Origin of the sequence: Kitasatospora sp. NPDC004615 (assembly GCF_042873545.1) — a bacterium.
Classification (GTDB): domain Bacteria; phylum Actinomycetota; class Actinomycetes; order Streptomycetales; family Streptomycetaceae; genus Kitasatospora.
Window position 1 is genome coordinate 903,488 of the sequence record NZ_JBIALQ010000001.1, and the last position, 12,261, is coordinate 915,748.

Genomic DNA, 12,261 nt, shown 5'->3' on the forward strand with positions numbered 1-12,261 from the left:
GTCCACAGCTCCCGCTGCTGCCGAAGGCCCTCCCATGGCATCACTCAGCACCACACCCCAGCCGAACTCCGCCCGCGCGCTCGCCGACGAACGCCTCAGCCCCTCCTACTACATCGACCTCACGAAGGTGGCAGACCCGCTGGTTCGGTCCCTGCTGCGCTGCCCGACGGTCTTCGACATCAAACGGGCCGTCGCCGACCTGCTGGCCGGACGCCTGGACGTCCAACTGCCGGAGGCCACCGGGGTCGTCGAACCCGGCGCCACCGTCCGGGGCCGGGTGATCGTGGCGCCCGGGGCTGTCATCGCCGAAGGCGCGTTCGTCACCGGACCGGTGCTGGTCTGTTCCGGCGCGGTGGTCGAGGCCGGTGCCCGGGTACGCGACAGCACCGTCATCGGCCCCGGTTGCCGGATCGGCCACGGCGCCGAGATCACCCGGTCCCTGCTCACCGGCGGGGTGTTCATGAAGCACGCCGGTTTCGTCGGTGACTCCGTGCTCGGGCTGGGCGTCAACATCGGCGCGTTCGTCTCCACCACCGGCCTGCGGATCACCTCCGGCCCGGTCACCGAACCGGCCACCGAGGAGGTCTGCGCGTACCTGGACGGGTGCCGACTGCCCACCGGACAGACCAAGTTCGGTGCGGTGATCGGCGACGGCGTGATCGTCCCCGCAGGCACCGTGCTCCAGCCCGCCACGCTGATCGGCGCGCACACCCTGCTCTACCCGAGGACCCAGGTCGGCGGATTCTTCCCCGCCGGAAGCCAGGGAAGGTGACCATGTCCATCACCGGCACCACCATGACCGATCAACTGGCCGTGCAGATCACCGGCGGCCGTCGCCTGACCGGAAGCACCACCGTCCAGGGCAGCAAGAACATCGCCCTGCACCTCTATGCCGCCGCGATCCTCGCGGATGCCCCGCTCGTCCTGCACGGCGCTCCCGCGATCCTCGACACCGGCGTTGTCGCCGAGATCCTGAACCGCACCGGTACCCCGACCGCCGTGGCCGGCGAGGAGTTCACCACCCGCCCCGCCACGAGCTACCTGCCGGTCGTCCCCGACGACCTCGGAAGGCGGATCCGCACCACCCCGGTACTGGGTGGCGCTCTGCTGACCCGCGCCGGGCAGGTCACCTTCCCCACCCCCGGCGGGGACGCCTTCTGTGTGCGCCGCATCGACCGGCACCTGGCCGCGATCGAGGCCGCCGGAGCGGCGGTCGAGGTGGACAACGGCCTGGTACGGGCCCGCTTCACCGGTAGGCGGCGGCCGTTCGTCACCGATGCCGAGACCCGTTCGTGGGGCCCGAGCCTCGGCGCGACGGTGACCGCGATGCTGCTGGCCGCCCGCACGCCGGGCACCTCCACGATCCTCAACCCCAGCGTGGAGCCCGAAGTCACCCACACCGCAGCCCTGCTGGCGAACGCCGGAGTCCCGATCGAGTGGCAGGGGCGAGCCGCGTTGCACGTCACCGGCGCCGACCGCATCGCCGGTGGAGACTTCACCGTCCCGCCGGACCGTCTGGAAGCCGCGACTCTCGTGCTGGCCGCCGCGATCACCGGCGGCACCGTCCACCTCGACCGCTTCCCCCCGATCTGGTTCCCCGACGGCTTGGCGTCCGTCCTCACCAACGCCGGCATCCGGCTCGACCCGGTCGACGGCGGAACGACGGTGGGCGCACCGTCCGGGCCCCGCCCCGTCGGAATGGCCACCGGCCCGCACCCGGGCTACCCGACCGACGCGCAGCCCCAGCTGACCGCCTACCTCACTCAGGCCGATGGCATCTCCTGCATCGAGGAGCGGATCTACACCCGACGCGACACCCATCTTCCCGCTCTGGCCGCGTTCGGAGCCGCCGTCAGCACGACCGGCCCGGTGATCACCGTACGCGGCCGCACCGCACTCAAGGCCGCCGACGTAACCGGGGACGACATCCGCGCCGGGACCGCGCTCGTGATCGCCGCCCTCGCCGCCGAGGGCGCGTCCACCATCCGCGGCCTCTACCACCTGCGACGTGGATACAGCGGCCTCCTGAACAAACTCGCCTCCCTCGGCGCCGACCTGACGATTCCTCAGGAGTTGAAATGACACCGTTCGACTCGACCTTGCTCGCCGAACTGGGCGAGCACCTGGAGCTGTTGACCGCCGACGGCATCGTGCCGGGCGGCGTCATCGCCCACGGCACCGCCGACACCGCTCCCGGCTACCTGAGCGCCGGCGTTGTCGCCCCCGAATGCGGCGACGCCAGGCCCGGACCGGACACCGTGTACGACGTCGCCTCGCTGACGAAAATCCTGGCCACCTGGCCGCTGGCCGGCACTTCCCGCGCCAACGGCTTCGGCCTGGACTCCCCCGTCCGTGAGTTGCTGCCGCCGATCCCGGCCGATGCGCCCGGCGGCCAGGTGACGCCGCGCCAAATCCTCACCCACACCTCCGGACTGCGCGCCGACACCCGCCTCGACCAGTACCGGGGCCGCACCGAACCGCTCGCCGAACTGATCTGCGGCGAACCACTGATGGCCGAACCCGGCACCGGCCACCGCTACATCAATCGCGGCTTCGTTCTCCTCGGCCTGGCCCTGGCCCACACCCGGGGCCACCGCCTGGACGAACTCGCCGCCGACCTCTGGCGCGGCCTCGGCATGAACAGCACGACGTTCGGGCCCGTCGCCCGCTCCCGCGACGTTGCCCCGACCGAGCAGCGACTGCCGGGCGGGCCCCGCCTTTGGGGTACCCCGCACGACGACAACGCCGCCCTGCTCGGCGGAGTCGCCGGCCACGCGGGCGTGTTCACCACCGCCGCCGACCTCGCCGTCTTCGCCATGCGCCTACTGGCCGCACCCCCGGCCGACGACAATCTCGGCCGCTGGTTCGCCGACAGCCTGCACCCGGTGGCCGAGATCGAGCCCGGCCTGCGCCGGGGCCTGGCCTGGATCCTCGCCGACGGCGGCCGAGTCGCGTACCACCACGGCTTCACCGGCACCAGCCTGTACCTCTCCCCGGCCACCGGCCGCTATCTGGCCATCTGCACCAACGCCGTGTACCACCACCAGGACAACCGCACCCGCCTCGCCCCACTGCGGGCCGTCGCTCTCAAGGCGATCACCGACGCACCCCGGGAGGGCCGGCCGTGCCCCGCACCACGCTCGCGTCCCTGACCACCTTGCGACTGGGCGGGCCGATCGACGAACCACTCCGGTTGTCCGATCCCGCCGACTGGCCGGAGCTTGTCCAAACCGTCCGCGGCCGTGGCGAGTTCAGCCCGCTCGTACTCGGCCACGGCAGCAACGTCATCGGCGCCGACTCCGGGCACGCCGGGACCATCGCGGTGATGAACACCCGGGGCATCAGCGTGAAGAAGCAGGCCGACGGCACCGTACTGGCGACGGCGCAGGCGGGGCACCCGCTCGCCGACCTGGTCGCCTGGGCCGCCGCCGAACAACTGTCCGGGGTGGAGTGCCTGGCCGGGATTCCCGGCACTGTCGGCGCCGCACCGGTCCAGAACGCCGGTGCCTATGGTCAGCAGATCGGTGACGTCCTCGACCACCTGACCGCGTGGGACTGGGAGTCGGGCATCCTGCGCACCCTGCCCGGCCGGGCCTGCCGCCTGCGGTACCGCGACAGCCGGTTCAAGAACAGCCCCGGCCGCTGGACCGTTCTCACCGTCACCGTCCGGCTCCTCCGTACCCCACCCGCACCGGTCCGCTACCGGCCGCTGATCGACGAACTCGGCGCCGGGGCCGGGGCCACTCCTCCCGTCGCCGAAGTCACCACCGCGGTCCTCGCCAGCCGCCACCGCCGCGGCTTGCTTCTCGATCCGCACAGCCCGGACGCCCGCCAGGTCGGCTCCGTGTTCCTCAATCCTGCCGTCACCGCGGTCCAGGCAGAGCGCTGGTCGGCCGCAGGCTGCCCGGTCCACACCGACAGCGACGGACAACTGCGGGCCGGCGCCGGGTGGTTCCTCGAACTCGCCGGTTGCCACCCGGGCCGGCGAATCACCGAGAACGTCCGGTGCTCGGAGGCCCGCACCCTGACCCTCAGCGCCCACGGCGACGCCACCGCGAGCGACTTCACCCGCGTACTGACCGCCCTCGCCGAACGCGTCGAGGCGGCGACCTCGATCACGCTGCGGCCCGAACCGGTCGCTGTCGGAACGTGGCTCGTCAACGACCGGTGCGAACCCGGCGGCCGGCGGCGGCCTACTCTGCGGTGAAGACCGCCCGGCCACCCACATACGTCCGCAGGACGCGGGTTTCGGCGATTTCTTCGGCGGGGGCGGCGAAGGGGTCGCGGTCCAGGACGACCAGGTCGGCGAGGTGGCCGGGGCGGAGGGTGCCGGTGGTGTCGAGGTGGTTGAGGTGGGCGGTGCCGGAGGTGTAGGCGGCCAGGGCGGTGGCGAGGTCGAGGCGCTGGTCGGGGAGGAAGACGGGGGTGGTGGGGTCGGCTTCGGGTTCGCGGCGGTTGACGGCGACGTGCAGGCCTTCGAGCGGGACGGGGCTGGAGACCGGCCAGTCGCTGCCGGCGGCGAGGGTGGCGCCGGCGCGCAGGAGGTCACCGAACGGGTACTGCCAGGCGGCGCGTTCGGGGCCGAGGAAGGGGATGGTGAGTTCGTCCATCTGGGGTTCGTGGGCGGCCCACAGCGGCTGGATGTTGGCGATCGCGCCGAGTGCGGCGAACCGGGGCACGTCGTCGGGGTGAACGAGTTGCAGGTGGGCGAGGTGGTGGCGGTTGCCGCGCCGGCCGTTGGCGGTGATGGCGGCCTCGACGGCGTCCAGTGCCTCGCGGACGGCGCGGTCGCCGAGGGCGTGGAAGTGCACCTGGAAGTCGAGCGCGTCCAGTGCGGTGACGTGTTCGCGCAGCGCGAGCGGGTCGACGAAGCTCAGGCCGCTGTTGCCGGTGGCACAGCCGCAGCCGTCCAGGTACGGGCTGGTGAGGGCGGCGGTGAAGTTCTCCGCGATGCCGTCCTGCATGATCTTCACCGCCCCGGCGCGGAACCGTCCGTGGCTGTACTTCTCACGCCGGGCGACGAGTTCGGGGATCTGGTCGGCGCCGCGCTCGCGGTCCCACCAGAGTGCGCCGACCACCCGGGCGGTCAGCGTGCCGTCCTGCGCGGCGGTGAGGTAGGCGTCGGACGGGTCGGGGTTGCCGCCGAACTCGCCGAGCAGGGCGTCCTGCCAGGCGGTGATGCCGCGCGAGTGCAGCATCCGCTGGGCGCTCAGCAGGGCGGCCAGGAGGTCGGCGGCGGTGGCGGACGGGGCGTGCCGGCCGACCAGGCCGACCGCGCCCTCCTGGAGCATGCCGCTCGGGGTGCCGTCGGCCTCCCGTTCGATCCGGCCGTCGGCCGGGTCCGGGGTGTGCCGGTCGAGCCCGGCGGCTTCCAGCGCACGGGAGTTGGCCCAGGCGCCGTGGTGGTCGCGGTTGGCGAGCAGCACCGGCCGGTCGGGCACCACCCGGTCGAGCAGCTGCCGGGTCGGCAGTCCGCCGTCGAAGCTCTCCAGCGACCAGCCGCCGCCGGTGATCCACTCCTTCTCGGGGTGGGCGGCCGCGTACTCGCCGATCCGCTGCAGGTATTCGTCGACGGTGACGGTGCCGGTGAGGTCGCAGGAGGCCATCTCGTTGCCGCCGTAGACCGCGTGGATGTGCGCGTCCTGGAAGCCGGCGATCAGCAACTTGCCGTGCAGGTCGACGACTTCGGTGCCCGGGCCGATCAGGTCCCGGACTTCGTCGTGGCCGACGGCGGTGATCTGCTCGCCGGTGACGGCCAGCGCGCTGGCCCGGGTGCGGGCGGCGTCGCCGGTGTGGATCGGCCCTCCGGAGAAGACCAGGTCGGCGTGGTTCATGCGGGAATCTCCAAGTGGCGCAGAGGATGTGACGATACGTCAGTTATTGGTGGTGAAGTACGGCGAGCGGCGCCCCCAGCACGACCAGGCCGCGGCCAGCAGTCCGGAGCCGATCATCAGCACCGGCACCGAGAGCTCGAACCAGCCGTTGTCGGCGGCGAGTTCGAAGTGGTCGGTGGAGTCGTAGAAGGTCCAGGCGAGGTAGCCACCGACCAGCAGCAGCACCGATCCGCCGAGCAGCGGTGCGACGACCGCCTTCAGCCCCTCGACGAAGTCCTCGCGCAGCAGGTGCCGGAACCGCACGGCGGAGGCGATCGCCACCAGCGCGTAGTAGAGGGCGACCACGATGCCGATCGCGTTGACGGTCGCCGAGATCAGTTCGGTGACGGTCGGTATCACCAGCGACAGACTGGCCAGCGTCAGCGAGATGCCGGTGATCAGCCAGGTTCCGGTGGACGGGGTGCGGTGGCGCTGGTGCAGGCGCGTCCACACCTTGCCGAGGGTGCCGTCGCGGCCCATCGCGAGCGCGCCGCGCGCGGTCGGGATCACCGAGGCCTGCAGCGAGGCCGCCGCCGAGCAGGTCAGAGCCACCAGCGGCAGTGCGGCCAGCGGCTGGTCGGCGAGCTTCTCGGCGAAGTAGGCCAGGCCGGTGGCGCCGTTGTCGGCCAACTCGTCCAGCGGCAGCACCCGCTGGAAGGCCGTTCCGGCGAACAGGAACAGGCCGAGCATCAGCAGCAGCGACCACAGGCCGCCGCGGGTGGCGTCCTTCGGGTCGTGCACCTCCTCGCCGACGCTGAACACCGACTCGAACCCCCAGTAGCAGAACACCGCCAGCACCATGCCCTGGGCGAGCGCGCTCAGCGAGGTCAGCTCGAAGGGGTTGAACCAGGACAGGCTGAACGGCTGGTCGCCGGCGATCAGCCCGTACCCGCAGAACGCGATCAGCACCGCGTACTCGAAGATCAGCAGGTACTTCTGCAACGCCGCTGCCAGGTCGAGTCCGCGCACCGCGACCACCGTCGCGCCCACCAGCACCAGCATGCCGATCAGTGTGCACTGGAGGCTGGAGTCCGCGTCCAGCTCCACGCCAGGCAGCGCGTGCAGGCCCGCCTTTCCGACCAGTTGGATGAGCGCCGAGCCGGTCACCGTGGTGGTGTACGCCATGAAGACGATGGTGGCGAGGATGTTGACCCAGCCGGTCAGGAAGCCCAGCCAGGGGCTCAGCACCCGGCCCACCCAGCGGTACGAGCTGCCCGCGTCCGGCTCGACCCGGTTGAGCCGCCCGTAGCCGCAGGCGATGCCCAGCACCGGCAGGAACGCCAGCAGCATGATGGCCGGCAGGTGCAGCCCGACCACGCCCGCCATCAGGCCCAGGCCGATGCCGATCGAGGTGGTGGCGGCCGTGCTGGACGCGGCGATCACCACCACCGCGCCGACGCCGACCGACTTGCGCATCGCGCCCGGGGTGGAGGTACTGCTGCCGTTGTCCTTGAGCATCGTTGCCAAGGGATCACCGCCGATTCAGTCATGGGGGAACGCCCGTGCGGCGGGCGCGAGTTGGGGGCGCTTCGGCCGGGTTCGGCGGCGGGCGCGGAGGTGCGACGGCGGGCCGCGAAGCAGGCGGCGCGCCGGGGTGGGGGGTGCTCCGGCGGGAGGGCCGGTGGCACGCCATGAAACCCGCGCTCCGCTTCACACGTCAATGCTGTTGTCGTAAGCTCGACGACCATGAGCGATCGAGTCGTCCCCGAGGCCGCACGCCGGCGGCGGCGCCCCACCAAGCAGGGCACCGTGCTCTCCGAGCAGGTCATCATCGACACCGCGCTGCGCCTGGTCGGCCAGCACGGCGCACAGGCGTTCACCGTCCGCCGCCTCGGCGCGGCGCTCGGCGCGGACCCGAGCGCGGTCTACCGCTACTTCCACAGCGCGGACGACCTGCTGCTCGCCGTCGCCGACGAACTCATCGGCCGCGGCCTGCACGGCTGGCAGCCCACCGGCGACTGGCAGGCCGACCTGCGCGAGGTCGGCCTGCGCATCCACGCCCACTCACTCGCCCACCCGCAGGCCGCCGTCCTCGCCGCGTACCGCACCACCGGCCGCGCCAACGAGATCCGCGCCATCGAAACCATGCTCGGCATCCTGCGCGACGCGGGCTTCCCCGACCCGGACGCCGTCAGCCTGTACCACGCCTTCATCGACCAGGCCCTGGGCTTCGCCGTCCTGGACTCCGCGATGCTCGCCCTCCCCGCGCCCGCCCAGCACGCCGACCTCGCCGTCTGGGACACCGCCTACCGCACCCTCTCCCCCACCACCCACCCCCACATCGCCGCCACCACCCACCTGCTCGCCGCCGACATGCGCCGCAGCGCCTACCCGCTGGCGCTCGACCTGCTCCTCACCTCACTGGCCGCCCGGCTCCCCCAGCAGCAGTGAACCCCCCTCTCCGGACGGGACTTCTGCCACCGGCGGCCAGCCGTGGGGGCGGGAGCAGGGAGACGGCGGCGGGGGCCGGAGGGCGGCGGGATGCCGACATGCGCCGCAGCGCCTACCCGCTCGCACTCGACCTGCTCCTCACCTCACTGGCCGCCCGGCTCCCCCGCGCGGAGTGAACTCCCCACTCCGAACGGGACTTCTGCGGTTCCGCTGCGCCCGGCGTGCCACCGGCGGCCGGCCGTGGGGGCGGAAGCAGGGAGACGGCGGCGGGGGCCGAAGGACGGCGGGATGCCGACATGCGCCGCAGCGCCTACCCGCTGGCGCTCGACCTGCTCCTCACCTCACTGGCCGCCCGGCTCCCCCAGCAGCAGTGACCCCCCTATCCGAACGGGACTTCTGCCACCGGCGGCCAGCCGTGGGGGCGGGAGCAGGGAGACGGCGGCAGGGGCCGGAGGACGGCGGGATGCCGACATGCGCCGCAGCGCCTACCCGCTGGCGCTCGACCTGCTCCTCACCTCACTGGCCGCCCGGCTCCCCCGCGCGGAGTGAACCCCCCACTCCGAACGGGACTTCCACGGGTCGGCTGCGCCCGGCGTGCCGCGGACGGCCGGGGAAGCGGTCGGGACGGGGGCAGGGGACCGGCGGCGGGGTCCGGAGGGCAGCGGGATGCCGACATGCGCCGCAGTGCCCACCCGCACGCGCGCGACCTCCCCTCCTCCGCCCGAAGTGAACCCCCCTCTCCGAACGGGACTTCTGCGGATCCGCTGCGCCCGACATGCCACCGGCGGTCCGCCGTGGGGGCGGAAGCAGGGAGACGGCGGCGGGGTCCGGAGGGCAGCGGGATGCCGACATGCGCCGCAGTGCCCACCCGCACGCGCTCGACCTCCCCTCCTCCGCCCGAAGTGAACTCCCCACTCCGGACGGGACTTCCACGGGTCGGCTGCGCCCGGCGTGCCGCGGGCGGGTGAGGTCAGTCAGCCGCAGGGGGGGCGATGCCCGGAGTAACCCATCGCGAAATTCCCGTTTCTGACCGCACTTCTGCGTTCGTCCGCGCCCGGCGTGCCGCCGGCTGCCGGGGTCGCGGTCGGCCGTAGGGTCGGTGGGTCGGTGGGTCGGCGGCGAGGCTTGGAGGGCGGCGGGATGCGGATCTACATCACCTCGGTGTTCGTCGAGGACCAGGAGCGGGCGTTGCGCTTCTACACCGAGGTGCTGGGGTTCGTGGTGAAGCACGACGTGCCGTTGGGCGGCGGGGCACGGTGGTTGACGGTGGTGTCGCCGGAGCAGCCGGCGGGCACCGAGCTGCTGCTCGAACCGTCGGGACACCCAGCCGTCCCGCCGTACAAGGCGGCACTGGTCGCGGACGGCATTCCGGCCGTCTCGTTCGCGGTGGACGACGTGCAGGCCGAGTACGAGCGACTGCGTGCCCTCGGCGTGGAGTTCACCCAGCAGCCGACCCAACTCGGGCCGGTGACGGCGGCGGTGTTCAACGACACCTGCGGCAATCTGGTGCAGATCGTCCGCCCCGGGCCGTGACCGAAGGGGCGCACCACGTCTCCACCCTTCGATTGCGAAACTTTTGGTTGTCGGTCGCTCTCCGATCATGGAGAATGGCGGGCTGTATCTGGTCTATACGAACGCCCGCCTTGTCCCCTTTCGCAGGAGAGTCACGTTGGCCCGTAGACCACGCCCCCTCGACCCCACCGACGGGCCACTGCAGGCCTTCGCCCATGGCCTGCGCGAGCTCCGGGAGTCCGTCGGCAACCCCACCTACCGGTCCCTCGCCCGCGTCGCCGGCTTCAGCGCCACCACCTTGAGCGACGCCGCCGCCGGTCTGCGCCGCCCTAGCCTGGAGGTCACGCTCGCCTTCGTCGGCGCCTGCCAGGGCGACGAGGAGGACTGGCGCCGCCGCTGGCACCGGCTGGAAGCCGAACTCACCGACCTCCGTCGCGACCCGGCCGATGCCGAACTCGCCGCTGCGGTACGGGAGTCCACCGCCACGATGACCGCAACCGCCACCGCGACCACTCCGCTCGGCTCTTTACACTCTTTACCCGTACCCGCCGAAACGTTCACCACGGTCTCGCTCGACCTCACGCAGCCGGTGCCGAAACGGCCGTGGCGCGGCCCGGTCGCACTGGCCGCCGGAGTGGTGACGGCGCTGGCGGGAAGCATGCTCGCACTCCACCTCTCCACCGAGAATTCGGACCGGCTGGCCCTGCTCCCGCCCGGATGCCCGAAACCCGTCAGCAGCAAAGGCGGCTTCGGCGGCCGGACGTACACCGACACCACCCGGGTCCGGGACGCGCCCTCACTGGGCGGGCAGGTGCTCCAGGAGCTCCCGGCCGGCTGCCGGTTGAAGTTCACCGCCTATTGCCTGGGCGACGTGGTGATCGACGCCACCGGCAACTCGCCGGACCTGCGCTGGTTCAAGCTGGGCGACGGATACATCTCCTCCGCGGTCGTCCACGGCAACCCGCCGCGCGAACTGCCGCCCGCCGCCTGTCCCGGCGGGCTCCCCGGCCCGTCCGACCTGGCACTCACCGCCCGTCCCTTCGCCGCCGACCCGACCACCGTCGAACTCTCGGTCAGCGGGCACCAGTTGGGCATCGTCGGGTTCGCCGCCTACTACCAGGACCGCGGTGCCGACCGGCCGCACTGGCACCAGCTGGCGATGACCACCGCCAAGCAGGAGTTCCGCACCACCTGGCAGCCCGGCTCGGCCGCCGACGGGCAGCCGGACGTCCCGGTAGTGGCCGCCGCCTGCCTGGGCGGACAGGCGCCGACCGATGTCTCGGACGCCCTGTTGGTCGGCACCGGGCAGACCGGCCGGCCGGACACCCTCACCGGCGACGCCCTGCAGGCCGCCCGTGCGGAGGCCTGCCGCTATCCGATCAACGGCTGAGCCGAGCGCCGGGGCCCGCCCACCTGCGGGTCCCGGCGAACGGCGGCCGTCGTCAACTTCCGAGCACCTCAGCGGCGTTGCGGACCTGCGTCTCCAGCCCGGCCTTGATCTTCGCCATCCCGGCCGGGTCGGCGTCCACGACTTCCTGCTGGTAGGCGTAGTCGACGCTGTACCAGATCCCCACCACGTTGGCGCGGTGCCGGCAGTCGGCGTCCGCGCCCGCCACCTTCAGCTCGCGCGCGCCGGGCTGCGGGGTGCGCATCCACTCGGAGTCGGACATCGCCGCAAGCGGATCGGTGTACTCGGCGACACCGTGCTCCTTCATGCACGCCGCCCACTGCGCGAACGCGGCCTGCGTGCGCGGATCGTCCTGCGCGGCGCCCATGGTGCGGAACTTCGCGTCGATCGCGCTCTGCGGGTCGCCGATCTGCCCGTCGGGGGTACCGGTCAGCCGACGGTTGGCCTGCCCCAGACAGCCGCGCTCGGGCACCTTGTGACCGTTGATCACCTGCCCACCGGGCCCGAACCGCTCCGTCGGCTTGTCGGTTCCGGTCTCGGCCACCATGACCTCCGGGGGTGGCGTCGTTTTCTGGACGCCGCCGTCGGCGGGCGTGCCGCCCTCCGGGTGGTAGCCCCAGCGGGCCATCAACTGCGCGTTCTGCCGGCCGTACCGGCCGTCGACCCGAGTGGTCGGGGCGTCCGGTTCACGCAGCTCCTTGGGCGCAGGGGGGAAGTGGAAGTCCAGACCGAACCCGGCCATGCAGGCGTCGACCAGCTTCGCCTGTGCCTGCTGCACGGAGGCGATCTGTGCCGGGTTGAGCAGGTAGCCGTCCAGCGGCAGCGGCAGCGCATTCGCGGAGTCGGTCACCGGCGCGACACCCACCGAGGGCTTCGGCAGCGGCGGCAGGCTCGCGGAACCGGCGTGCGACGAAGCGGCGTTGGCGCCCGCACAGCCGGCGGCCAGCAGCAGCGGCAGGACGAGCAGGCCGGAGGTACGGCGGGAACGGCGCGGGCGGCGGGGCACGGGCGAATACTCCTCGAAGTCGGGACGGCGGCATAGCAGTTGGGGCCTGGACCGGTCGGGCGGAGCTTCGG

The 12,261-nt window shown here is 72.5% G+C and carries 10 protein-coding genes; 7 read left to right on the plus strand and 3 right to left on the minus strand.

The window, feature by feature from the left end:
* Positions 1 to 34: 34 nt before the first annotated feature.
* Genes ACFYS8_RS04165 through ACFYS8_RS04180 form a run of 4 tightly spaced genes read left to right on the plus strand, consistent with a single transcriptional unit; the run spans position 35 to position 4,207 of the window.
* Positions 35 to 772 (plus strand): hypothetical protein, encoded by a 738-nt coding sequence (locus tag ACFYS8_RS04165; RefSeq protein WP_387635443.1) that lies wholly within the window; start codon positions 35 to 37, stop codon positions 770 to 772.
* Positions 773 to 774: 2 nt separating this feature from the next.
* Positions 775 to 2,082 (plus strand): UDP-N-acetylglucosamine 1-carboxyvinyltransferase, encoded by a 1,308-nt coding sequence (locus ACFYS8_RS04170; protein WP_387635446.1) that lies wholly within the window; start codon positions 775 to 777, stop codon positions 2,080 to 2,082.
* Entirely contained in the window at positions 2,079 to 3,152 is a 1,074-nt protein-coding gene (locus ACFYS8_RS04175; RefSeq protein WP_387635448.1) for a serine hydrolase domain-containing protein, read from the plus strand. The genes ACFYS8_RS04170 and ACFYS8_RS04175 overlap by 4 nt, the downstream gene beginning before the upstream one ends.
* Positions 3,125 to 4,207 carry a UDP-N-acetylmuramate dehydrogenase gene (locus tag ACFYS8_RS04180; protein ID WP_387635451.1) on the plus strand — a complete coding sequence of 361 codons (1,083 nt, stop codon included), beginning with the start codon at positions 3,125 to 3,127 and terminating at the stop codon, positions 4,205 to 4,207. The genes ACFYS8_RS04175 and ACFYS8_RS04180 overlap by 28 nt, the downstream gene beginning before the upstream one ends.
* Here ACFYS8_RS04180 and ACFYS8_RS04185 read toward each other — a convergent pair.
* Both ACFYS8_RS04185 and ACFYS8_RS04190 read right to left on the minus strand, forming a co-directional pair.
* Positions 4,194 to 5,834, minus strand: coding sequence for an amidohydrolase (locus tag ACFYS8_RS04185; protein WP_387635454.1), 1,641 nt, complete (start codon positions 5,832 to 5,834; stop codon positions 4,194 to 4,196). The genes ACFYS8_RS04180 and ACFYS8_RS04185 overlap by 14 nt on opposite strands.
* Positions 5,835 to 5,873: 39 nt before the next feature.
* The gene (locus tag ACFYS8_RS04190; protein WP_387636838.1) at positions 5,874 to 7,331 is read right to left on the minus strand and encodes an APC family permease; all 1,458 of its coding nucleotides are present in this window, start codon (positions 7,329 to 7,331) and stop codon (positions 5,874 to 5,876) included.
* A gap of 228 nt (positions 7,332 to 7,559) precedes the next feature.
* On the opposite strand from ACFYS8_RS04190, the gene ACFYS8_RS04195 reads away from it, so the two are divergent.
* The 3 genes from ACFYS8_RS04195 (at position 7,560) to ACFYS8_RS04205 (ending at position 11,166) form a co-directional block, all read left to right on the plus strand.
* Positions 7,560 to 8,264: a TetR/AcrR family transcriptional regulator gene (locus tag ACFYS8_RS04195; RefSeq protein ID WP_387635456.1), complete on the plus strand. Its 705-nt coding sequence runs from the start codon at positions 7,560 to 7,562 to the stop codon at positions 8,262 to 8,264.
* Between the two features lie 1,140 nt (positions 8,265 to 9,404).
* Positions 9,405 to 9,797, plus strand: coding sequence for a VOC family protein (locus tag ACFYS8_RS04200; RefSeq protein WP_387635458.1), 393 nt, complete (start codon positions 9,405 to 9,407; stop codon positions 9,795 to 9,797).
* 136 nt (positions 9,798 to 9,933) lie between these two features.
* The gene (locus ACFYS8_RS04205) at positions 9,934 to 11,166 is read left to right on the plus strand and encodes a helix-turn-helix domain-containing protein (RefSeq protein ID WP_387635461.1); all 1,233 of its coding nucleotides are present in this window, start codon (positions 9,934 to 9,936) and stop codon (positions 11,164 to 11,166) included.
* Between the two features lie 52 nt (positions 11,167 to 11,218).
* Here the strand turns inward: ACFYS8_RS04205 and ACFYS8_RS04210 are convergent, their stop codons facing one another.
* On the minus strand, positions 11,219 to 12,190 hold the full coding sequence (locus tag ACFYS8_RS04210; RefSeq protein ID WP_387635464.1) for a hypothetical protein: 972 nt from the start codon (positions 12,188 to 12,190) through the stop codon (positions 11,219 to 11,221).
* Positions 12,191 to 12,261: the final 71 nt, after the last annotated feature.

What these genes read in the sequence shown, in the direction of transcription:
- ACFYS8_RS04165 (WP_387635443.1), top strand. Translation starts at nt 35, where the DNA reads ATGGCATCACTCAGCACCACACCCCAGCCGAACTCCGCCCGCGCGCTC.
- ACFYS8_RS04170 (WP_387635446.1), top strand. Translation starts at nt 775, where the DNA reads ATGTCCATCACCGGCACCACCATGACCGATCAACTGGCCGTGCAGATC.
- ACFYS8_RS04175 (WP_387635448.1), top strand. Translation starts at nt 2,079, where the DNA reads ATGACACCGTTCGACTCGACCTTGCTCGCCGAACTGGGCGAGCACCTG.
- ACFYS8_RS04185 (WP_387635454.1), bottom strand. Translation starts at nt 5,834, where the DNA reads ATGAACCACGCCGACCTGGTCTTCTCCGGAGGGCCGATCCACACCGGC.
- ACFYS8_RS04190 (WP_387636838.1), bottom strand. Translation starts at nt 7,331, where the DNA reads ATGCTCAAGGACAACGGCAGCAGTACCTCCACCCCGGGCGCGATGCGC.
- ACFYS8_RS04195 (WP_387635456.1), top strand. Translation starts at nt 7,560, where the DNA reads ATGAGCGATCGAGTCGTCCCCGAGGCCGCACGCCGGCGGCGGCGCCCC.
- ACFYS8_RS04200 (WP_387635458.1), top strand. Translation starts at nt 9,405, where the DNA reads ATGCGGATCTACATCACCTCGGTGTTCGTCGAGGACCAGGAGCGGGCG.